19 protein-coding genes and 1 other annotated feature are annotated in these 22,724 nt (G+C 38.3%); of the genes, 3 read left to right on the top strand and 16 right to left on the bottom strand.

The genetic code is table 11. The annotated features are described in order from the left end of the window. Window positions 1–87 precede the first annotated feature (87 nt). Window positions 88–309 (top strand): DeoR family transcriptional regulator, encoded by a 222-nt coding sequence (locus BK580_RS05385; protein ID WP_078379340.1) that lies wholly within the window; start codon window positions 88–90, stop codon window positions 307–309. 507 nt (window positions 310–816) lie between these two features. On the opposite strand, the gene BK580_RS05380 is transcribed toward BK580_RS05385, so the two are convergent. The 3 genes from BK580_RS05380 to BK580_RS05370 form a co-directional block, all read right to left on the bottom strand. Then, a complete protein-coding gene (locus BK580_RS05380) occupies window positions 817–1,545 on the bottom strand; it encodes a pseudouridine synthase (protein ID WP_078382650.1) in 729 nt (242 codons plus the stop codon). Window positions 1,546–1,590: 45 nt separating this feature from the next. Beyond that, a complete protein-coding gene (locus BK580_RS05375; RefSeq protein WP_078379339.1) occupies window positions 1,591–3,207 on the bottom strand; it encodes a putative polysaccharide biosynthesis protein in 1,617 nt (538 codons plus the stop codon). Window positions 3,208–3,281: 74 nt separating this feature from the next. After that, window positions 3,282–3,662, bottom strand: a complete 381-nt coding sequence (locus BK580_RS05370) for a hypothetical protein (protein ID WP_078379338.1) — start codon at window positions 3,660–3,662, stop codon at window positions 3,282–3,284. A 128-nt stretch (window positions 3,663–3,790) separates the two neighbouring features. Here BK580_RS05370 and BK580_RS05365 point away from each other — a divergent pair, with 128 nt between their 5' ends. Further along, entirely contained in the window at window positions 3,791–5,071 is a 1,281-nt protein-coding gene (locus BK580_RS05365; RefSeq protein WP_078379337.1) for a BaiN/RdsA family NAD(P)/FAD-dependent oxidoreductase, read from the top strand. 254 nt (window positions 5,072–5,325) lie between these two features. On the opposite strand, the gene BK580_RS05360 is transcribed toward BK580_RS05365, so the two are convergent. The 11 genes from BK580_RS05360 to BK580_RS05310 all read right to left on the bottom strand — a co-directional run bounded on the left by BK580_RS05360 (window position 5,326) and on the right by BK580_RS05310 (window position 18,395). After that, window positions 5,326–5,505 (bottom strand): sporulation protein Cse60, encoded by a 180-nt coding sequence (locus BK580_RS05360; RefSeq protein ID WP_078379336.1) that lies wholly within the window; start codon window positions 5,503–5,505, stop codon window positions 5,326–5,328. A gap of 272 nt (window positions 5,506–5,777) precedes the next feature. Continuing rightward, window positions 5,778–7,157, bottom strand: a complete 1,380-nt coding sequence (locus tag BK580_RS05355; RefSeq protein WP_078379335.1) for an ABC transporter substrate-binding protein — start codon at window positions 7,155–7,157, stop codon at window positions 5,778–5,780. Between the two features lie 18 nt (window positions 7,158–7,175). After that, window positions 7,176–7,988, bottom strand: a complete 813-nt coding sequence (locus BK580_RS05350; protein ID WP_235863995.1) for a carbohydrate ABC transporter permease — start codon at window positions 7,986–7,988, stop codon at window positions 7,176–7,178. After that, window positions 7,985–8,878 carry a carbohydrate ABC transporter permease gene (locus tag BK580_RS05345; protein ID WP_078382649.1) on the bottom strand — a complete coding sequence of 298 codons (894 nt, stop codon included), beginning with the start codon at window positions 8,876–8,878 and terminating at the stop codon, window positions 7,985–7,987. Before BK580_RS05345 ends, BK580_RS05350 begins: the two co-directional genes overlap by 4 nt. Window positions 8,879–8,913: 35 nt before the next feature. Further along, window positions 8,914–10,047 (bottom strand): ABC transporter ATP-binding protein, encoded by a 1,134-nt coding sequence (locus tag BK580_RS05340; RefSeq protein WP_078379334.1) that lies wholly within the window; start codon window positions 10,045–10,047, stop codon window positions 8,914–8,916. 312 nt (window positions 10,048–10,359) lie between these two features. Further along, entirely contained in the window at window positions 10,360–10,998 is a 639-nt protein-coding gene (locus BK580_RS05335) for a hypothetical protein (RefSeq protein WP_078379333.1), read from the bottom strand. 423 nt (window positions 10,999–11,421) lie between these two features. Further along, entirely contained in the window at window positions 11,422–11,727 is a 306-nt protein-coding gene (locus BK580_RS05330) for a rhodanese-like domain-containing protein (RefSeq protein ID WP_078379332.1), read from the bottom strand. A 110-nt stretch (window positions 11,728–11,837) separates the two neighbouring features. Continuing rightward, window positions 11,838–14,255 carry a leucine--tRNA ligase gene (leuS, locus tag BK580_RS05325; RefSeq protein ID WP_078379331.1) on the bottom strand — a complete coding sequence of 806 codons (2,418 nt, stop codon included), beginning with the start codon at window positions 14,253–14,255 and terminating at the stop codon, window positions 11,838–11,840. A gap of 53 nt (window positions 14,256–14,308) precedes the next feature. Continuing rightward, window positions 14,309–14,554, bottom strand: a binding site (T-box leader). A 111-nt stretch (window positions 14,555–14,665) separates the two neighbouring features. Continuing rightward, window positions 14,666–15,442, bottom strand: coding sequence for a 3-hydroxybutyrate dehydrogenase (locus tag BK580_RS05320; protein ID WP_078379330.1), 777 nt, complete (start codon window positions 15,440–15,442; stop codon window positions 14,666–14,668). 21 nt (window positions 15,443–15,463) lie between these two features. Then, complete coding sequence (locus BK580_RS05315) at window positions 15,464–16,786, bottom strand: GntP family permease (RefSeq protein WP_078379329.1); 1,323 nt, start codon at window positions 16,784–16,786, stop codon at window positions 15,464–15,466. A gap of 235 nt (window positions 16,787–17,021) precedes the next feature. Further along, entirely contained in the window at window positions 17,022–18,395 is a 1,374-nt protein-coding gene (locus tag BK580_RS05310) for a sigma-54 interaction domain-containing protein (protein ID WP_408055236.1), read from the bottom strand. Window positions 18,396–18,554: 159 nt separating this feature from the next. Between BK580_RS05310 and BK580_RS05305 the strand changes: the two genes are divergently transcribed. Beyond that, window positions 18,555–20,333, top strand: coding sequence for a dihydroorotate dehydrogenase (locus BK580_RS05305; RefSeq protein WP_408055235.1), 1,779 nt, complete (start codon window positions 18,555–18,557; stop codon window positions 20,331–20,333). Between the two features lie 126 nt (window positions 20,334–20,459). Here the strand turns inward: BK580_RS05305 and BK580_RS05300 are convergent, their stop codons facing one another. Beyond that, on the bottom strand, window positions 20,460–21,536 hold the full coding sequence (locus BK580_RS05300; RefSeq protein WP_078379327.1) for an alanine/ornithine racemase family PLP-dependent enzyme: 1,077 nt from the start codon (window positions 21,534–21,536) through the stop codon (window positions 20,460–20,462). Then, window positions 21,533–22,618, bottom strand: coding sequence for an N-acetyltransferase DgcN family protein (locus BK580_RS05295; protein ID WP_078379326.1), 1,086 nt, complete (start codon window positions 22,616–22,618; stop codon window positions 21,533–21,535). The genes BK580_RS05300 and BK580_RS05295 overlap by 4 nt, the downstream gene beginning before the upstream one ends. Between the last annotated feature and the right edge of the window lie 106 nt (window positions 22,619–22,724).

The raw sequence follows: 22,724 nt of genomic DNA, 5'->3' as shown, positions 1-22,724 counted from the left end.
TGTACAATATAAACTAACTAAATCTAACCTAACATCAAGAATTTATCTAGTAGTGTCATTTTTAAATACCGGATAAGGAGTGGTTTTTTGAAGCCTTCAACAAACCGTATGCTAACCCGTATTAAAGCCGTCTACATGTTTATTCATGAGAAAGGAACTGTGTCTACACAGCAGTTGGTCGATGAATTTGGGATTACTCCTCGAACCGTCCAGCGTGATTTAAATGTGTTAGCTTTTAATGGTCTTGTTCAAAGTCCTACGAAAGGTAAATGGACTACTACGCAGAAAAAAGTTAGGTTGACTTCATAAACACTACATATATACTGTCTTTTATTATATAAATTAGAAAAAGTGCCTGGCCCCATATTTAGAAAAGGGGCTCCGGCACTTTTATTTATTTCCTTGGCTCTCTGTTGAACACCGCTGTTGATTTCCGCACTAGGCTTCGCTTTCCGCGGGGCGCTTGTGGAGCCTCCTCGGCTTTCGCCTGTGGGGTCTCCACATAACGCTATCTCTAAGCAAGGAGTCTCCGCCTTGTGCTCCAACCAACAGCTAGGTTATCTAAAAATCAACATTTTACTTTAAAAGAATCACTATTGTAAAAATATCTTTGCACCATGAAATATGAAAATCGATTAGTTGATCGTTAAATTAAACTGTTCTCCCCTTTAGATCGAAGTGGAAGGTGAGAGACTCCTGCGGGAATGCGTGTCGAAGGGAGACCCCGCAGGAGCGATAGCGACGAGGAGGCTCCCTAGAACCGCCCGCGGAAAGCGAACACCTGCAACGGAGATCTAAAGGGTGTTTAACAGATTCCTATCTATTTTCGGGGTAGCCATTTCCTTTTAAAAGTTCTAATTCTTCCTCTGTTAATTCTCTGTATTCACCTAGTTCTAGGTCCGGGTCTAATGGCAGATCCCCCATGCTTAGTCTCTTTAAATAAGTTACCGATTTACCAACAGCTAGGAACATTCTTTTGACTTGGTGGAATTTCCCTTCAACAATGGTGATCTCTATTTCTGATTGTGGGCCAGCTTGAAGGATGGTTAGTTCTGCAGGCAGTGTTTCATAGCCATCATCTAACGTGACTCCTTCGCGAAATGCAGCGATATCTTCTTCTGTTACTTCTCCATCAATTTTGGCATAATATGTTTTCGGTACATGCTTCTTTGGTGAAAGCAACTGATGCGCTAATTGACCATCATTCGTTAAAAGTAAGAATCCTTCTGTATCTTTGTCCAGTCTTCCTACAGGAAATGGTTCAAATATTTTGTCCTCTTCCTGTAAAATATCAACAACGGTCTCCTGTCTGCTATCTTCTGTTGCAGATAATAGTCCAGGTGGTTTATGCATCATCAGGTAAATGAACTCTCTATATTCCACTAAATCATCCAATACCGTTATTTGCTGCTCATTCGGGTCGACATGAACCTTTGCATCCTTTACAACCGCTCCGTCTACCTTTACTACACCTGTCTTTAATAACTTCTTCACTTCTTTTCTTGTTCCAAAACCGCTATTTGCTAATATTTTATCCAATCTCATGGGTCGTGCTCCTTTCATAGGGAAAGAGGCCTCTTCTTGAGACCTCTATTCATTAACTTTTCTATTTAAAAATGAGAAACGATTTCCGAACAAATACATTAATAGATTACTTCGATAACTTAAGAAGAAGTATACCCCGGCTCCCACAACCGCACTCACGAAAACTACGATAATCGCTTGTAAGCGACCTTCGCTGTATGGGACGTACCCTTGTAACAATTGTAAAACGAGGAGTACTGCACCTACCATGATTACGTTGAAGATAAGCATTAATAAGGTTCTTCTAAGAACGATAGAAAAATTGAAATCTGTGTATTTTTTTATTGCTAATAAGTTGTAAGCGACACTTACAGTATACCCAACTGCAGTTGCAACGATTGATCCTTCTGCTCCCATTAGGAGGATTAGTGGGTAGTTAAGAATAAGTTTTAAACCAATACCCATTGCTAACCCGTAAACCGTGTGTTTCTGCTGATTTATTCCTTGAAGAACAGACGCTGTTACTGTGAAAATTGCTAGCGGTATAGCAGTTGGTGCAAACCATGTAAGTAAATACCCACCTAACTCATCATAGTTATAAAATGCTGCATACGCAGGTCCACCTAACACCGACAGTCCGATACAAGCAGGTATCGTTAAAAATAGTAGAATTTGAAAGGTTTTACTAAGTTGTTTTTGTAAGACAACTTGTTCATTATTTATAAATGATTTGGTTATTGCTGGCAAAAGTGAAAGTGCAAAAGCTGTCGCCAAGGTTACTGGAATAATAACTAATTTTTGTCCATATGTGTTAATAATTGCAAATGCATTCCCTGAGAAATTACCATCAAAGCCTGCTTGTGCCATTGCCTTATTAAAACTGAAAGTATCAACTAACTGGAACAGTGGCATTGCAAGACCAACAAATACAAATGGTGCAGCATATAATAGAAGCTCTTTGTACATATCTTCATAGGATACTTCTAATTTTCCCTTATCCTGTTCTAAAAGAGTATCGAGGTGGCTCTTTCTTTTAAACCAATACCACACTAGTATCAATAGACCAGCAACCGCTCCGATAAATGCAGCGAATGTTGCATACCCTATCGCTGTTGGTAGACTACCATCTGTGACATTAATAACGATATAGACACTACCTAAAAGAAAGATGATGCGCGCAATTTGTTCCACTACCTGAGAAACAGCAGTCGGTCCCATCGATTCATGCCCCTGGAAGAAACCTCGTATCAAACTCATGATAGGTACTAAGAGTAACGCAAAGCTGACCATTCTAATTACTAATGTAACGTCTTCATAAGAATGTACACTATCAGCCTCAATAATAAACGGTGAAAGAACAGGTGCCAATAAATAAAGTGCTAAAAACGAGACCACTCCCGTTAAACTCATCAATAATATACCCGAACGGAATAGCTTTCTTCCTACTGCATATTCTTCTAATGCGTTATATTTTGCAACAAACTTAGATACTGCCAAGGGCACACCTAAAGTCGCAATGCTTAGAACGACAGAATATAGAACGTATGCATACGTATATAGCTCTCCACCATCGTTTCCAACTAAAGTGTAAAAAGGAAAGATATATACTAAACCTAATACTCTGGAAATCATCGTTCCAAGAGTAAGAATAAACGTACCTCTTAAAATATTGGATGTTGACATAAAACCCCTACTTTTTGTAACTTTTTGTCCAACCTTGTTATTTTACCATAAAGGATTGCTTTATCGAATTAATTTTACCAACCAGCCTGTACACTTCTTATAAGTGAAATTTTAGGAAGTGAAAGATACGCTGTGTGGTCATCAATTTCTTCTATCGGTTCTTTACAGATAACGATGGTAAATTCCTCGTAAGCAAGAGCATCGAGTAATAGTTGGCCTGCTTCCTGTTGTGAAAAAACCACTCCGAATTCTTCTTTTTTATTAATTTGTACACAAAGGATATAAGCATCCAGCTCTCCTTCATATAACCATGTGTATGAATAACGCTGGATTTTTAGTGGAATAACTGATTCTATTGAAGGTATGGATAGCAGTAATACAGGAACCCCATTATCTTCCGTCCATCCCCCATCATGAGGAATATGCGCTTCTGTAATATTGGGCGAGTAAGTCATTCTATTATGTACTCCTTTATATAAACGTTATCTCCCAAAATCATACGGAAAGTTACCCTTTTTGTCCAACTTCAAGTTAAAGTATATAATAACAAATAGATTGCAAAAAATAGTTGGTTGGTGAAAAAATGAAATACGATGTCATTATTATTGGTGGAGGTCCTTCTGGATTGATGGCTTCCATTGCTGCAGCAGAACAAAAGGCGAAAGTATTACTTTTAGATAAAGGTAATAAGCTGGGTAGAAAACTAGCAATATCCGGTGGTGGACGTTGCAATGTCACAAACCGTCTGCCTGTAGATGAGATTATTAAACACATTCCTGGTAATGGACGATTTTTATATAGTGCCTTTTCAGAGTTTAGCAATGAGGATATTATTAAATTCTTTGAAAATCTCGGGATTCAGTTAAAAGAAGAGGATCACGGACGAATGTTTCCTGTTACCGATAAAGCGCAAAGTGTGGTCGATGCACTTTTAGACAAGATGAAGCAGTTGAGGGTAGATATTCGAACAAACACAGCTGTGGATACAGTTGAATATGAGGAAGATCGAACTCGTGGCGTATTATTAAAAAACGGAGAGTTTATTGAATCTACTTGTGTCGTGATTGCTGTTGGCGGAAAGTCAGTGCCACATACTGGATCGACTGGAGATGGCTATCCTTGGGCGAAGAAAGCTGGACATACTGTGACAGACTTATTTCCTACTGAGGTGCCTTTAACTTCTTCAGAATCTTTTATTCGGGAGAAAACATTACAGGGACTATCATTACGAGATGTCGCCTTAAGTGTTTTAAATCCGAAAGGAAAATTAGTGAAAACCCATCAGATGGACATGATATTCACGCATTTTGGGATTTCTGGTCCGGCTGTACTGCGTTGTAGCCAATATGTGGTGAAAACGATGAAGAAATTTAATGTTCGAACGGTCACGATGAATTTAGATGTTCTTCCAAGCTTAAATGAGGAGCAAGTCTTCCAACAGCTACACAAATTATTAAAAGACGATCCTAAAAAAGCGATTAAAAATGTCCTTAAAGGATTATTACCTGAGCGTTATTTATTGTTTTTATTAGAAGTTTGCGGGATTGACGAACAAGAAATCGGTGCTACTTTAGCGCACGAAAAAATAAGAGAGCTCGCAAAAGCATGTAAACAATTCCGTTTCGAGGTTTCTGGTACTCTTTCAATTGAAAAAGCATTCGTAACAGGTGGAGGTGTGTCTGTGAAAGAGATTCACCCGAAAGAAATGTCCTCTAAACAGAAAGATGGGTTATATTTTTGTGGAGAAGTACTTGATATCCATGGATACACAGGTGGTTACAATATAACTTCGGCATTAGTAACGGGTAGATTGGCTGGCTTAAACGCTGGTAAAAAAGCGGCTAGCCTACGCAGTTACCATTAGAACAAAAAGGAAGACAAGAGCAAGTCCTACTCCATACATCGCGAACTCGGAGAAAAATGTTTTTTCTTCTACTAATACTGTTTCGTTTTGTGTATGTTTCATATTGATTACATCCCTTCAAATATGTATTGGTAACAACTTAGACGGTTTATGTAACCGAAACGTTGCAAGAATATAATATTTGTTTTGAAATTTTAATAACATAATAAACTATACCCACAAAAAAGAGCCTGTTAAACATCTATCAGATATTTTCAGGCTCTAAATATAACCATCGCAGAAAAACAATAAATCTGCTCTTCCTCTTCTATTAAACACCCAACTTGATACTTAATATCAATCAAGTCTCGATCAGCAAGCCCTCCAAGAAAATCATTCACTGCCTCCTCCAAATCCCGCTCATGTTCCTCATCAAACATTTTGATTTGAATCAACGTGAATCACTCCTCCTCTTTACAGACTTCATTAATGAAAAAACACCTTTATTTATTACTATGTATAGGACGAAAGGAGGGAAATTATACTTGTATTCTTTTAATTTTTATCTATTTGGGGCCAGGCACTGACAGGAGTTTTTCTTTTAATATAAAATAATTTATGATGGATTATCGTGGACTGAGTCGAATGTACGGTGTGTCTGAAATATAGGATGGAAAAGCGCCAAGATAATCGTTCCTATCTTGGCGCCTTTTTTAATTAGGTGAATTTAATTCCCTTGGGTTTTATTCGCTATCTCTATTGCACGGTTTGACTGAATCACCGCTTCGTCTAACACTTCTTTTGGATCGCTTCCTTGATACAGCTTTTCTAATGCTGTTACGATATGTTGACGAGATTCTGGGAAAACAGAGATAAGTGCTCCCTGTGTAGCTACTCCCTTTTTCGTGGCTTGTAGTTGATCTACCGTTACTTTTAATTGAGGATATTCTGCCCATTGTTCTTTTACGATGTCGTTTTCATATGCTTCTGGATGAATAGAGAAATAACCTGTTTCTACATGCCATTTTGCTTGTACGTCTGGACTGTTTACATATTTCATAAACTCCCATGCAGCCAGTTGCTCCTCTTCTGCGATCCCTTTAGACATCCATAAAGAAGCTCCTCCTATGATGACTCCATTAGGTTCCACTTCGTCTGGGTGTGGAATAAATGCTACTCCCACTTCAAAATCCGCATTGTCGATAATACCTTTTGTTCCTGCTGAAGAGTCCATATACATTGCTACTTTTTCCGTTTGGAAAGCAGCACGAATATCATCCCAAACAGTACCGAAGTTTCCAAAAGTACCTGCCTGGTTCATTTCATCTAGCCATTTAAAAACACGTAACCCTTCTACCCCATTGAATGTAGCTTCTGTTGCCGTATTCGAACGGCCATTGTCATTATTCACATACATTCCACCTTGTGTAGCTAATAACTCTTCAAAAAACCAGCCATACGTCAGCATCGAAAAGCCAAAACGCTCATCTGTTTTCAACTTGCTCGCCGCATCCTTTATTTCACTATATGTACGTGGCGGGTTTTCTGGGTCTAGTCCTACTTCTTTAAAGGCATCTTTGTTATAAATCAAAACTGGTGTAGAGGAGTTAAATGGCATAGAATATTGTTTTCCATCGTACGTATAGTAATTTAGGATATTTTCTTCGAGCTGTGTGACATCATATCCATCTTTTTCAATAAAGGTATGAATCGGCTCGATAAATCCACTATCGATCATAAATTTTGTACCTACTTCAAATGTCTGGATAATGGCAGGAGCATCAGTAGTCCCACCTATTGAACGAAATTTTGTTAAAGACTCCTCATAAGAACCTTGAAATTCTGCATTTACCACATACGTGTCTTGCGATTCACTGAATTCCTTCGCAATCACATCAATGGATTCTCCTAAGTTTCCGCCCATAGAGTGCCAAAATTCAATTTCAACTTTTTCATCGCTTTCTCTATCTGTTCCTTCACTAGCTTCTTCTGTAGTATTTTCTTCTTCATCCTTGTTAGTAGCAGGTGTATTAGTATTAGAAGCACACGCACTTAAAAGCAGCATAAGCCCCAGCAAGATCATTAATATCGGTTGAAACTTTCTCATATTTTTTCCTCCTAAATATCATTTAATTGCTCCTTGTGTTAACCCTTTTTGCAGATGTTTCTGTCCGATGAATAGTAAAAGCAACGCAGGTAAGATAATCGTTACAACTCCAGCCATCACCACCCCCCATTCGGTTGCGATTTCTTGTGTTTGCAACTGTTTTATCCCAATTTGAACAGTCCGAACACTCTCATTAGTTGTAATAAGCAACGGCCACAAATACATATTCCAAGTGGTCAAAAAACCGTAAGCACCTAATGTAATCAAACTGGTTTTCGAAACTGGAAGCACTACGTTTAGAAAAAATCCAAACTTACTCATCCCCGCTATTTGAGAAGCCTCATACAATTCATGCGGGATTGTTTTAAAATGCTGTCGTAAAAGAAATGTCCCAAATGCTAGGGCAAAAAAAGGAATTGTCAACCCAGCATAACTGTTGGTCCATCCAAACCTCTGGATGGTCAAGAAGTTCGGAATCATTGTCGCCTCCCATGGAATCATCATCGTAGAGAGATAAAGGAAGAATAGAATGTTTCTTCCCTTAAAAGAGATAAATACAAATGCAAATGCGGCTAAACTACAAACCAACAATTGTCCAAGCATAACGACAAGAGAAACAATGAAACTATTCCACAAATAACTTAGTAGTGGAACTTTTTGAAAAGCCGTTATGTAATTCTCTAATGTAAAAGAAGTCGGAAGAATGTTTCCGCTCATTACTTCTTTTCCTTCCATGAAACTGATCATCATAGCATAGAAAACAGGAAAGAATAGCACACAAGCACTAAGCGTTAATAAGAAATAAAACCAGACCTTACTTGTCCATCTCACTGATAATGCACCTTCTTTTCTCCCAACTTAAACTGTAAAATAGTCACTACTAAAATACAGATAAACAATATAACTGCTTGTGCACTTGCCGTTCCAAATTGATAGTTAATAAAAGCTTCTTTATAAATAGAATAGACAATGACATTCGTCGACTCTGAAGGACCACCGCGTGTTAAAATATCTACCTGTCCAAAGGTTTGAAAGGCATTAATCAATGAAATTGTGATAATAAAAAATAAAGTAGGTGAGAGCATCGGTATCGTAATTCTTCGCAACTGGTACCAATATCCAGCACCGTCTATCTTGGAGCTTTCGTATAAATAAGGATCAATATTTTGCAAGCCCCCTAGCAAAATCAAAAAGCAGAATCCTGTATTCATCCAGACCGTTGTAATACTAATCGAAATCAATGCCCATTTCGGATCCAATAACCATTGGACCTCGTTCAATCCAATGGTCATTAAGATTCTATTAAAAAAACCGATGCTAGGATGAAATAGAAAAAGCCATATTACCGAAGATGCTGCAACGCTCATCCCCATCGTTGACGAATAAATCATTCTAAAAAAACCGATTCCTTTTAATTTCTCATTGGCCAAAACAGCTAGAAAAAGCGCTAAGATAATCCCTGTTGGAACTGTATAGAGAACAAATAACACAGTTGCCACCATACTTTTACGAAAACTCTCTGACTGCATGATATAGGAGAAATTTTCAAAACCTACAAATATAGCAGGTCTTCCAAGCTGATCGGTTAAATAGACACTTAAATACAGAGTTTTAACCATTGGATAAAAGACAAAAACACCTAGAAGTATAATCGATGGAAGTAAGAACAAAATCGCTGTCCGTAGATTCTTAGATTTTTTCCAACTAGTATTCTTCTGCATCTTTATTTGTCGCTTAGTCTCCCGAACTATTACGCTCACCTAGACACAGCCTCCTTACGTAACGAAAACATTTCTCTAGATTCTGGTGCCTTTAATAGTTCACCTGTACCTTCATCGAATATGGCAACATGATTAAAATCAAAAGAAATCGGAATCCTATCCCCAATAGTGATGTACCATTGCCCATTCAAGCGCATAAACCATTCTTTAGTACCTACTAGAAAAGAAACCAACGTATCATTCCCTAAAATCTCCACATTTTTCACTTCTACAATATAGCGCTCGTCTGCTGCAGAGTTTTCATTCGCAAGGTGAATGGACTCTGGCCTAATTCCTACCATAATTCGCTCTGGAAAATGCACACCATAATCTTGCTTTAGTTTATAAGGCTTCATTCCTTCAAGAACCAACTCCCGCTCCCCACCTCGAATGGTTCCATTTTGGATATTCATCGGCGGGTTACCTATAAACGTCGCAACAAAGGGATTATTCGGCTTATTATAAACTTGAAGAGGTGTACCCACTTGTTGGACTTCCCCATCCTTAAGAACCATCATTCGATCTCCCATGGTCATCGCTTCTGTCTGATCATGTGTCACATAAACCATCGTTATCCCAAGCGATCGTTGAATTTGTTTAATTTCAGCTCTCATATGTGCTCTTAATTTAGCATCAAGATTAGATAAAGGCTCGTCCATCAGACAGATAGGAGCTCTACTCACAATCGCTCTTGCCAAAGCCACCCTCTGTCGTTGACCACCAGACAACTCTCTTGGTTTCCGATGTAAATAGTTTGTAAGCTGCAGCATTTCAGCTACCTCGTAACAACGCAGCTCCCTCTCTTTTTTGGGAACTTTCTTTACATGCAATCCAAATATAATGTTTTCCTTCACGGAAAGATGGGGATATAGAGCATAATTTTGAAAAACCATCGAAAGCTCTCTCTCACTTGGACTTAATAAATTTGCTTTCCGTTCACCAATATATAGTTCACCTTTACTAATCTCCTCAAGCCCAGCGATCATCCGTAAAATAGTACTCTTGCCACATCCAGAAGGTCCAACAAGCACAAAAAACTCACCCTCCTCTATCTGGAAGCTTGCATCTTTCACTACAAAATTCTCTTGGTTATAAGATTTATATAAATTCTTAACTTGAATTGACTTCATAAACACCATCCTTCATAGCAATTTCTACAATAATCAAATCTTAGCACCCCACTATTAAAGAGGTGTTAATGAATGGTAAATGCAAATAAATATTTCCTAGTTATAATCACACAGGTATTTTTGACTAAATGAAGGGAATAGGTTGGTATGAGTGGATTTTTGAGCGTTTTTTATTTTTTACAATATTTTAATAATTAAAAAGCACGAGGTTCCAATTGCAGGAACTCCGTGCTTTTTCTTAGTATCTTACTATTTATAACGTCTCCATCTCTTTACAGAAGGACTTACATCCTATTTCATCTAAGTGTTAGGCTAATATCCTATTAATTTCATGACACTAAACCAAATGAAGGCTATCCCAAACAACCATTGATACTTTGTCTGTTGAAAAAAGCTTACATGTGAACTTTTCTCTTTTAAATCTCGAATAATCTCTTTTACTAGGTCTTTATCGTAGAAGTTCTGAAAGACCAGTTTCATATCACAAAGATCAAGATCTCTCCAATCGACTTTGATTTTCTCATTCGTTTTAGGAATTTCATAATAGGTAGTAACATTACTACTAATAAATTCATCTTCCCCTTTTTGACTTTTTACATATTCGTAACCGTTTTTTTCTAGGTTATTTTCTAAAATGCTAAAGAACTCATTTGGAATATACTTTTTTATGGTTACTTCTAAATGTTTTAGTTTTCTCAAGAAAATAAAAAGTGAAATTGCTAAGGGCATAATTATAAAAAACAGAGATTCATGGATATCTTCAGGATTACTTAATGTAAAAGTAATGATTCCAGCAATAGCTGCAGGGATCAGGACACTTAAAAATCTTGTCATACTCGATTCAGCAGAAACCCCCTGCTGCCAGTAACTTTTAAAGCCATTAAAAATAATTCCAAGACCACAAAATAGGATAACGTAATAAAAAAGATTACTCCCTTGAAAAAATTCCATAAATTTTGATTTTACCTCCTATGTGGTATGAGTCTTTTCTTTATGATGTGTTATTTATAATCCTTTTTAATAGTTTGATAGAGTTGGAGTGACTATGTACAAAACTGTTTTCCATCTTTGGCCGAAAACAGGCTGAAATCGGTTTGTATTTCTTTCTTATTGGAAAATCCACCAATGAACCTATTCTTAGAAGAAAGCACCATAATTTTAATACGCATATGCAAAAAGAAAAGTTTCATACATCCACAAATTAATATTAATGAGGAAGTATATAAACTCTTAGTCGGTTATCTCCCCTCTGCTCTAAATTCATTCTCTGAATTAGTTTTCTAACGATATCCCTTATTATCTGCTACTTTCAATAAATCAAAAAACCGCCAACCAGCATTCCACTTCGCTGGTTAACGGTTTTCAAAATAAGAATTATTCTACGTCGCCTTCCCACTCTAACATGCCGCCGACCATGTTGCGCACTTTATAACCTTGTTCCTGTAGATAGTAGCATACGTTTTCGCTTCTGCGTCCAGAACGGCAAATGAAAATATACTCCTTCTCTTTATCAAGTTGGTCTAAGCTTGCTGGGATGTCGCCCATGCGGATATGTGTTGCTTCTTTGATCTTTCCTGTAGCGATTTCGTCATCTTCACGAACGTCAACCAAAAATAATTCTTCTCCACTTTCAATCTTACTCTTTAGCTCTTCCGTCGTAATTGTTTGAATTTCTTCCATTTTATAAAAACCTCGCTTTTATGTAGTGTAAATAATTAATTACCTCCATTATATCGAAAACAAAAGAAGACTGCCAAACTTGTGGCAGCCTTACTTATCAATCAGCAAAATCAGTTTGCTACGATGTTCACTAATTTTCCAGGAACAACGATTACTTTACGAACTGTTTTACCTTCGATCGTTTCTTTCACCGTATCATCAGCAAATGCGATTTTTTCCATCTCTTCTTTAGAAGCAGTTGCAGGAACATGAAGTTTAGCTTTTAGCTTACCATTCACTTGAACAACGATTTCAACTTCATCTTCGACCAACTTAGCCTCGTCAAATACTGGCCAAGCTTCATAAGTGATAGTTCCTTCGTTACCAAGCTTCTCCCAAAGCTCTTCCGCGATGTGAGGGCAAACTGGTGATAAAAGTTTCGCAAAGCCTTCAACATATTCTTTCGGAATCACATCCGCTTTATAAGCATCATTAATGAATACCATCATTTGCGAAATCGCTGTATTAAAGCGAAGCCCTTCATAGTCTTCAGTAACCTTCTTCACAGTCGCATGATAAGTCTTCTCTAATGAATTTTCTTCCGTGCCTGCGATAATTTTGGAGCTTAGCTCTCCATTCTCTTCTACGAATAATCTCCAAACACGATCTAGGAAGCGGCGAGATCCGTCCAATCCGTTTGTAGACCATGCAATGGAAGCTTCCAATGGACCCATGAACATTTCATAAAGGCGAAGAGTATCTGCACCATGGCTTTCAACAATATCATCTGGGTTCACTACATTTCCTTTTGATTTACTCATTTTCTCATTATTGCTTCCCAAAATCATACCTTGGTTAAATAGCTTTTGGAAAGGTTCTTTAGTTGAAACAATTCCGATATCGTATAAGAATTTGTGCCAGAAACGAGCATATAGTAAGTGAAGTACCGCGTGCTCAGCTCCTCCTATATAAATATCTACTGGTAACCATTCTTTTAGTTTTTCTGGATCTGCTAATTGCTCACTATTAGTTGGATCAATATAGCGTAAATAGTACCAGCAGCTGCCTGCCCAGTTTGGCATGGTATTTGTTTCACGGCGACCTTTTTTACCAGTAACTGGATCTGTGATATTTACCCAATCCTCTATTGCAGCTAGTGGAGATTCGCCGGTGCCGGATGGACGAATATTTTTTGTTTTAGGTAAAAGAAGTGGTAATTCTTTTTCATCAATCGCTGACATGGTTCCATCTTCCCATTGGATAATTGGGATTGGTTCTCCCCAGTAGCGTTGACGGCTGAATAACCAATCACGAAGACGGAAGGAAACTTTCTTTTCACCTTTTCTATTTGTCTCTAACCATTGAATCATGTTTGTAATGGCTTCTTCTTTGCCAAGACCATTTAAAAAATCGGAGTTTACATGTTCACCGTCACCTATATAAGGTTCTTTTGAAACATCCCCACCTGCTACAACTTCCACAATCGGGATTTCAAATTTCGTTGCAAATTCATAGTCACGCTCGTCATGAGCCGGTACTGCCATAATCGCACCTGTACCATAACCCATTAGTACATAATCCGCGATCCAGATCGGTAACTTTTCACCATTAGCCGGGTTTACTGCATATGCCCCAGTAAACTCTCCAGTTTTATCTTTTGAAAGTTCGGTACGTTCCAAATCACTCTTACTTTGAATTTTAGTAATATAAGATTCAACTGCATCTCTCTGCTCATCTGTCACAATTTGTTTCACTAATGGATGCTCTGGAGCTAACACTGCATAAGTAGCACCAAATAGTGTGTCAGGTCGCGTTGTAAAAACCGTGAAAGATTCTTCTGTTCCGTCTATTGAAAAATGGACATTGGCACCTTCTGAGCGACCTATCCAGTTGCGTTGCATTTCTTTTAAGCTCTCTGGCCAATCCAATTCATCTAAGTCATCAATAAGTCTGTCTGCATAGGCCGTAATTTTTAACATCCACTGCTTCATAGGTCTGCGTTCTACAGGATGCCCTCCACGCTCACTTTTCCCATCAATCACTTCTTCATTAGATAGTACGGTACCTAATGCAGGACACCAGTTAACTGGAATTTCGTCTACATAAGCTAAACCTTTTTCATATAGCTTTAAGAAAATCCATTGCGTCCATTTATAGTAAGCGGGATCCGTTGTGCTTACTTCTCTTTCCCAGTCATAGGAGAATCCCAACTCTTTTATTTGTCTACGGAATGTATTGATATTTTTTTCCGTGAATTCAGCAGGATCATTACCAGTATCCAAAGCGTACTGCTCAGCCGGTAATCCAAACGCATCCCATCCCATTGGATGTAGAACATTGTAACCCTGCATTCTTTTCATTCTGGAAAGAATATCTGTTGCTGTATATCCTTCTGGATGCCCCACATGTAACCCTGCACCTGAAGGGAAAGGAAACATATCTAACGCATAGAACTTTTCTTTCCCTTTTTCCTCATGCGTTTTAAAGGTTTTATTTTCTTCCCAGTAATGCTGCCACTTTTTCTCAATTTCTTGATGTTGAAACGACATCTTCTTTTCCTCCTAAAAATAAAAAAATAAATACAAAAAACCTCTCATCCCAATAAAGGGACGAGAGGTTTGAATATACATCAACCTACCGCGGTACCACCCAGTTTATTATCACTATATGCGATAATCACTCGAATCCTTAACGCGGATGATACGGCGAAATATTACTACCTTCTTTTAGGAAGGATTCACATTTGCTACTCGAAGGCGAGTTCATGAACGCTCGTTTGTTGACTTGCACCATCCGTCAACTCTCTTTGCTCGTTTCGTTCACTACTAATCCTTTTCAACGTAATTAATTTTAGTTGTTAATTTTCATTGTAATGAATTTATTGGAAAAATTCAAGGGATATTTTCATTATTAAGTATGGTCGGATTAGCTGAAAGTATTCCTTCGCATGAATATCTATCTACTGTACCGTATATCCCCCATCAATGACTGCCGCTTGCCCGGTAACTCCCCGAGCAGAATCACTACTTAAAAACATGGCATAGTCAGCAATTTCTTTTACTTGTAGTAACCGTCTTTGTGGTACAAGCGGATAGATTACTTCCTCTAATACTTTCTCTAATGGTACATTTCTTGTTTCTGCTAAATCCTTTAATTGATTTCGAACGAGAGGAGTATCCACATAACCAGGACATAGGGCATTTACTGTAATACCGTGTGCTGCGCCTTCTAATGCCGTCACCTTTGTTAATCCAATAACCCCATGTTTTGCACTATTATAGGCTGCTTTTCCAGCAAATCCTACTAAGCCGTTTATCGATGCCATATTAATAATTCTTCCACTCTGTTGTTGCTTCATGACGGGAAAAGCATGTTTAATAGCGACAAATGGTGCAACCAACATCACCCTTGTCAACAATTCGAATTTTTCTGTTGGAAAATCCTCAATCATCGCTACATACTGGAGACCTGCATTGTTAATCAGGACATCCAGTCGACCGAATTCAGTTACCGTTTTTTCTATCGCTTCCTTTATTTCTTCTTCTATGGTTACATCACATTTTATACCAATCGTTACTAACCCTTGTCCATTCAACTGAGCGCTTGCTTGATGAACATTCTCCTCATTCAAATCCGTCAGAACCACTTTCGCCCCAGCTTCTGCAAATTGCTTACCTATTTCATAGCCAATCCCTTGGGCTGCCCCAGTAATAAGAACTACTTTATTTTCAACCATTACGTCTCCCTCCAACTACAATTAAATACCTAAACCTAGTGAGAATAATACAATTGCTAATACTACCCCAATTACAGGAACAATTACGGTCAGTGCTGCGACCGGTCCATAAGCTGCTTGATGGGTTTCTCCACAAATCGCACGAACCGTCGTAACGACGTATCCGTTATGTGGCAGAGAATCTAAAGCACCCGAAGATATCGCGACAGTACGATGGAGCGCTTCTGCGTTGACACCCATATCCATATAATGTGGGGCAATTAGTGGCAGAGCGATGACTTGACCACCAGATGCCGATCCAGTCATTCCAGCTAAAACACTTACCGCGATAGCAGCACCAATCAATGGACTGCCCGGGATACTTGTCATTGCATTTACAGCTACATCAAAAGCAGGTACCACTTTAGCTACACCACCAAAACCAACTACCGCCGCTGTATTCCCGATAGCAATGAGCGCACCCATCGTACCCTCTGAAACAGCGTTCCAAAACGATTTAAAATATTTTTTGCCAAGAAGATACGTCGTGATAACCCCACCTAACAACGCGACAATTAACGCCGACTGCATGAGCCTATCATGTAAGAAGAAGGATATTAATAACACGACCAATAAAGGAATCAAACTTAAGAAAGCGTTTGGTAACGGTCTTTCGGTATCCATTTTCGGATCATTTTCTCTCGATACAAATACCTCTCCACGTTTCACAGCTTTTGTAATCATGCGCTTTAACCACCAATAACCAAAAATCATCATGAACACAGCCACAATTGCACTTACTTCCCAACCTGCATAAGGCGTTGTCCCTAAATATTCAATGGGAATCCAGTTTTGAATTTCTGGTGAGCCAGCTGATGTCATCGTGAAGGTTACAGAACCAAAAGCAAGTGCAGCTGGAATAAATCGACGTGGTAAATTTGCTTGTTTAAATAGACTAATAGCTAGTGGATAAACAGAAAAAGCTACGACAAACAAACTCACCCCACCATATGTCAAAATGGCACAGGCAGCAACAATAGCTAGTACTGCAAACTTCATCCCAAGCTTTTCTACAACTAGCTTCGAAACGCTATCTGCCGCTCCGCTATCCTCCATTACCTTTCCAAAAATCGCTCCTAATAAGAACATTAAATACCAGGATGTCACAAACGATGAAAAACCGCTCATATAGCTTCCAACAAAATTCGCCTCACCTGACTCGGCAAGCTGTGGAAACAATGGCAACCCACTAAATAGTGCAACGACCAATGCTGATAATGGACCCGCTACAAGTAAATTCATTCCTCTCATCGTTAAAAAAATTAAAAGTGCTAGTCCCCCAATAAGACCAATCATACTGAGCATTTTTTATCCTCCTCCGCGTTACGTAAACGCTTTCATAAATTTCGAATCAATTTTTCTCTTCCCCTTTCTATATGCAATAAGCGTGCCAAACCAAAGAACCCTTACCTTATAAATGTTTCAATTTTTCGAACTCTTTTACTTTCCGAAAATTCGGACAAGAGATATAGGTTTTCTTTATTCCCTATATAAAAAAGAAGTCCAGAATATCGGAATGAATTCCAGATTTCTGGACTTGCTAACTAATATGATATTTCTTGATTTTTTCGTATAAGCTCGACTTACTAATTCCAAGTTGTTTGGCGACTTCTAGCTTATCGTGATGAAATTTCTCTAGTGTTTGAATAATCGCTTGTTTTTCAGCATCCTCCAAGGTTTCCTTCAAAGGCTTAGAGCCAAGTGGAATAGAAAATGTGTCCGTTAAATAATCTGGAAGTGCCTCATGTATAAGCTTTTCTCCTGTTGAAAAATGCACAGCTGCTTGAATCACATTTTCTAGTTCTCTAATATTACCTGGCCATCTGTAGCGGGATAACGCTAAAAGAGCATCTGGTGTAACAGACGTTATCCTTCTCCCTGTTCTCATACAAATTTTCTGAATAAAATGTTCTACTAGCTGCGGGATATCTTCTGTCCTCTCTCTTAGAGAAGGTATGTGGAACGGAATAACATGAATCCGATAATATAGATCCTCTCTAAAACGCTTTTCCTCCATCATTTTTTCCAATGGTCGGTTCGTTGCAGCAATAACTCGAACATTCACCTGTATTGGCTTGATTGCACCAACCGGCTCTACTTCTCCCTCTTGTAAGACTCTAAGAAGCTTAATTTGCATCGGTAATGACATATCTCCAATTTCATCTAAAAATAGCGTTCCACCATCAGCAAGTAAAAACTTCCCTTTCTTTCCTCCTTTTTTAGCTCCTGTAAAAGCACCTTCTTCATAGCCAAACAACTCTGATTCAAGTAAATGCTCTGGTATAGCCGCACAATTTATTTTTATAAATGGCATTTGGCTTCGATTACTAAGCTGATGAAGGCTATGGGCAAATAGCTCTTTTCCGGTCCCGCTCTCTCCACGAATAAGAATAGAAACCTCACTAGCCGCAATATGCTTCACTTTTTCTTTCAAAGTCTTCATTACATTGGAGTTTCCAATAATATCCTCTAAGGTGTATTTTACACCCGTTTGTTGCTCATACTCCTGCAAGTAGTTTCTGATACGCCCTAGCATGCTTTTCACATGGCTATTCATTTTATCCCATTCACTCGTATCACGAAAAATCACCGTCCCATAGGCTCCGATGACTTCCTTCTCCTCATTAAATATGGGTACACGATTGGCTATCATATAATTTCCACGAATATACTGAAGGTCAGCCATCTCTTCTTTACCGGTTTGTACGACAAGATGCATGCGGGTATTTTCAATCACTTCTGTTACATGCCTTCCGATGACTGTCTTGTAATCTACTTCTAAAAAAGAGCAATAACTATCATTTATGTAAATAATATCCCCTTGATGATTAACAACCACAATCCATTCGAATGCATTGGCAATGATTGTGTCCATCATTTCACTCGTCAGCAAACTATCCTTTATTCCCATCATTACCCCTCCTGCTTGTCCCTTTAATAATATATCACAAAATTCAGACATACCTACAGAACGATTGTATGGAAGAAAATTTTGTAATCTTTTATAAAAGATATTTTTGTCGTTTAGCAACATGTTACACTATAAGTAACATACATTGATTGTGAGGAATGCATGATGCCAGATTGGTCCTATCATGGAATTTTCAAGCCCTTTTTATCAAAACTTCCCCCGGTAATAGCGAGAGAGTTTATCCATCGAGGCATGAACCATATTGCTTCTCTTCCTTTTGGTCTTGGCTCTTTTATTATCAACTTTTTAGGGCGAGAAGAATGCTCCCCCCTCTTACATAAAACCATTGAGCCTATTAAGTTTAAGAATCCTGTTGGCTTATCTGGAAAAATTGACCCGCTTCTATCAGGCACAAAGGCTTTTTCTAATTTAGGATTTGGCTTTTTAGAAATAGGGCCTGTTTCTTATCAGCCTTCTAGCAGTGGAAAAGCGCCACAAATTATTAAGGAAAAAAATCGTATTGATTTTCCCGTGGAGACGGAATCGCTAGGATTGGAAAAAACAATTGGAAAACTTAAGAGTTTAAAGAAGAAACAGCCCATTTTCATAAGACTTGTTGGCGATGATTCAGAGTTGGCTAGAATGGTCGCATCACTCGAACCTTTTGCAGATGGTTTTATTTTGGAAACCACCTCACATACTCTCTCTTCTTTAACTAACAAACCAATACTTTTAGCTACAACTAATAGTACTGAACTCTCCTCTATTGAGTTAGATGATTTCTTTGGTATTGTATTAGAGGAAAAAAATGGGGTTATGGCTCTAGCGGAAAAAATTAGACACTTAAAGAAACTTGGATTCAAAAACACCATTGTTACTTCAGGGGGAATAGTAGAGCCAGAACAGGCTCTACAGTTATTAGATGCAGGGGCAGATTTAGTCATGTTATCTGATGGCTATGTTTTCTCCGGACCTGGGCTAACGAAACGGATTAATGAAGCATTGTTAGCTAGAGTAGTAAATACTACTACTACTCAGCCCGGCTGGTTGTCCTATTGGCTTTTCGGCTTGTTTATCTTTCTTGGTGGAGTGTTAGCGCTGCTTTTTAGTTTGACTTCGATTATTCTACCTTACGATGAACATTTTCTCGGGATGAAAAAGGAAGAGATTTGGCTATTTAATGAACGAATTATGTTATTCATGGCACATGATCGAATGACATTAGCTGGTACGATGATTTCTGGTGGCATTGTTTATATGCAGCTTGCGAAGTATGGGATAAAAAAAGGACTGCGTTGGGCAAAGCAAGCAACTGATGCTGCTGCAATCGTAGGTTTCCTTGGCATCTTCGCCTTCATAGGTTATGGCTATTTCGACTGGTTGCATTTAATGTTTTGGCTCGTACTTTTACCTTTTTATCTATACGGCTTTTTCAAAACTCGAGGCTTGACTGGTACTCCTGTTTCAACGAATACAAAAAATGATGCTGTTTGGAAGAAAGCGATATATGGACAACTCGCATTCGTACTTTTAGGGTTTTCGTTTGTTCTAGGTGGACTAATTATCTCTTATATTGGTGTAACAACTGTTTTTGTCTCCACCGATATTCTATACATTTGTATGCCACCAGAGATGTTACAAACCTTTAATCAACAACTTATCCCTGTTTTGGCTCATGATCGAGCTGGATTCGGAAGTGCCTTGTTAAGTGTAGGACTCTTAGTATTGATGCTTGCACTATGGGGATTTCAACAAGGGAATACATGGGTATGGTGGACCTTTTTCATTGGAGGTTTACCTGCCTTTATCGCTGGTGTATCTATTCATTTCGCCATAGGGTATACGACGTTTATTCATTTATTTCCAGCTTATGTTGCTTTAGGTTTATTTTTTATTGGACTCGTTTGTTCGTATCGATTTTTTCATAAAAAGCTAGATTAGGCCCAAACAAAGCGTAATCTAGTTTTTGTTCTATCATTGCGAGTTTAGAAATAACGAGGGGTATAAATGGGGTAACAAAGGAGAAAAAGCGAGGGATTAAATGCCTTACAGCAAAGAATAGCTTACTTATATGACATTAATATATTTCTTCCTTACATCATGAGAGGTCATAACCGAGAGTACTGCACCATAATTGAGGGAGAACGCTACTTCGTCTCCTACTTGCAAGTCGATTTTCTTTGCATCAAGAACAGTGTGGTCACTGCTTGAACCAAGAATTTCTATATCTAACCTAGGTGTAAGTCCCGACACAAGCACATCCTGAAAGCCAACACCAAGAATCGCCCTCCTTATTTTTCCACGTTCTTGAAATTCAGGTGATACCCCCAATACATTCTGAGCGATTTCTCCATAAGGGACAGAAGGTTTTATTTTTGATTCAATAACTTCAGAAACAAAGGTAAAGGCGTCTGTAAATAATCCAGGTATTGCCATCCGACAAAGTGTTTCTCGTCCAAGGAGTATGGACTCTCCTACCCTTAAATTATTAACATGTCCCGTACTTTCAGTATCCATAAACCAACTATAATTGGCGGAGTTTCCCCCTGAAACATAGGAAAGGGATAATGAAAACCTTTCTTCAATTTCAATGGCGAGTGCAGATAGTTTTTTCATACTTTCCTCGTTCGGCTTGACTCCCCCGAAACAAGCAAAGTTTGCACCAATGCCGACTAAGGTAATTCCAGAAAGTTTCAAAACCTCTTCAATGAACTCCTCCAGATTCTCTGGCATAATCCCCTCTCTTAAATCACCCATTTCTATCATTAGGATGATTTTATGCTGAGTGTTGTGCTTTATAGCTGTTGCTGAAAGACTTTTTATAACAGCTAGCTCGGAATTGAGACTAATATCTGCATATTTTACAACAGAATCCACTTCACTTAGTGCCGGGGTTCTTAATAGCACAAATTCCGCATTAATTCTTGCTTCGCGCATTTTTTGCAGATTAGTTATTTTTGAGTCTGCTAGAATTCGAATCCCATTATTCACTAGAACCCTTGCAATCTCTGGTCCCCCACAAACACCTTTTGTAACTCCCATTAGCTCAATACCTTTTGACCCATACAACCGATAGAGCGCTTCTGCATTATGGGCAATTTTTGCAAGGTTTATTTCAATTCTAGGTCCCCCAGATTGGGTCAATTTACAAGTACTTTCTTCTTATCCTGTAATAATGGAAAAGCATCTAAAATACTAGTTACAAGCTTGTCACATCCTTGTTTCAGAACATCCGTTGTTGGAAGATTAAGATCACTTTCATATTCTGAAATAATATCATCCACCTCTATATCTGACATGTTTTCATGGTTGATAGTAATTGCGATGACCTTCGAATTTGAGAAGTTTTCGATGAGCTCAATTTCACTTTTAATAGATGGCATTTCCATAAAATCAAAATCACCTAGATTTTTCCTCTTAGGCGGATGTTGGACGATAACCGCTCCAGGTCTTGCTCCTCTTATAATTCCACAAGAACTAATATAGGCTGGATGACTTAATGCTCCTTGCCCTTCGACAATAATAATATCGGGCTTTTCATTTTCATAGGCTTTCATGACTTCGTTTTCTATTTCACCTGTCATGAATTGCGACGGGATTGCGTCAATGGCAACACCATATTTCGCTCCTTGGATTAATCCAGTTTGTCCAGTTGCCACAAACGCAACATTTAAACCATGCTCTAATAACGCAGCTTCAAGAATGACAGATGTTGTTCGTTTACCAACAGCACTGTCTGTACCAAGCACAGCAACGATTGGCGTTTCGATATTTAAGATTCTTCCAGAGAAAAGATGCATATCTTTTTTAAGAGGCGGTTTTCTAATATCTTTAATTTCTACTCCATACTCGATGGAATACTTCATAAACTCTTGATCGTCTGTAAAAAATTCATGAAGCGGATTAACAATGTTCATCCCCTGCTGCATGGCTTTCAACAATAAATCTCTCTCTTCTTTTTTTAGAAAGGCTTCTGATGGTGCAATTCCATAAATGAACTGGTTTGGTACGAACGATAAATTTTCTAAAGCATGTTCTAAACTTGCGAATATTGGAATACCATTCTTTTTACCCTCAAGAACTTCACCTGTATCCATACCATCCTTTGTGCTATCAATAACCCCAACAATTTGATATTTTCCTGAACTTCTTATTAACCCATTTGCTGTTTTTCCATCCATTGTTCCAAAATTATTTTCACAATATATTAGCGCAGTTTTTTTCATAACTCTTTCCTCCCAAAACTCTTTTTTATAGCTAACAACTATTTATATCACTGAAACAAAAAAAACACCTATACAGTATAGTAGAAAGCAAAAAGCCTAAATCTAA

Source organism: Sutcliffiella halmapala, from assembly GCF_002019665.1.
Lineage (GTDB): Bacteria > Bacillota > Bacilli > Bacillales > Bacillaceae_I > Sutcliffiella_A > Sutcliffiella_A halmapala.
Note: the sequence above shows the minus strand (reverse complement) of the source record. Positions and strands in the feature narration are given on the sequence as shown.

Excerpts from the sequence above, each read along its gene's own strand:
- BK580_RS05380 (WP_078382650.1), bottom strand. The coding sequence starts at position 1,545 with ATGAGATTGGATAAAATATTAGCAAATAGCGGTTTTGGAACAAGAAAA.
- BK580_RS05375 (WP_078379339.1), bottom strand. The coding sequence starts at position 3,207 with ATGTCAACATCCAATATTTTAAGAGGTACGTTTATTCTTACTCTTGGA.
- BK580_RS05370 (WP_078379338.1), bottom strand. The coding sequence starts at position 3,662 with ATGACTTACTCGCCCAATATTACAGAAGCGCATATTCCTCATGATGGG.
- BK580_RS05365 (WP_078379337.1), top strand. The coding sequence starts at position 3,791 with ATGAAATACGATGTCATTATTATTGGTGGAGGTCCTTCTGGATTGATG.
- BK580_RS05355 (WP_078379335.1), bottom strand. The coding sequence starts at position 7,157 with ATGAGAAAGTTTCAACCGATATTAATGATCTTGCTGGGGCTTATGCTG.
- BK580_RS05345 (WP_078382649.1), bottom strand. The coding sequence starts at position 8,878 with ATGCAGAAGAATACTAGTTGGAAAAAATCTAAGAATCTACGGACAGCG.
- BK580_RS05340 (WP_078379334.1), bottom strand. The coding sequence starts at position 10,047 with ATGAAGTCAATTCAAGTTAAGAATTTATATAAATCTTATAACCAAGAG.
- BK580_RS05335 (WP_078379333.1), bottom strand. The coding sequence starts at position 10,998 with ATGGAATTTTTTCAAGGGAGTAATCTTTTTTATTACGTTATCCTATTT.
- BK580_RS05330 (WP_078379332.1), bottom strand. The coding sequence starts at position 11,727 with ATGGAAGAAATTCAAACAATTACGACGGAAGAGCTAAAGAGTAAGATT.
- leuS (WP_078379331.1), bottom strand. The coding sequence starts at position 14,255 with ATGTCGTTTCAACATCAAGAAATTGAGAAAAAGTGGCAGCATTACTGG.
- BK580_RS05320 (WP_078379330.1), bottom strand. The coding sequence starts at position 15,442 with ATGGTTGAAAATAAAGTAGTTCTTATTACTGGGGCAGCCCAAGGGATT.
- BK580_RS05315 (WP_078379329.1), bottom strand. The coding sequence starts at position 16,786 with ATGCTCAGTATGATTGGTCTTATTGGGGGACTAGCACTTTTAATTTTT.
- BK580_RS05310 (WP_408055236.1), bottom strand. The coding sequence starts at position 18,395 with ATGATGGGAATAAAGGATAGTTTGCTGACGAGTGAAATGATGGACACA.
- BK580_RS05305 (WP_408055235.1), top strand. The coding sequence starts at position 18,555 with ATGATGCCAGATTGGTCCTATCATGGAATTTTCAAGCCCTTTTTATCA.
- BK580_RS05295 (WP_078379326.1), bottom strand. The coding sequence starts at position 22,618 with ATGAAAAAAACTGCGCTAATATATTGTGAAAATAATTTTGGAACAATG.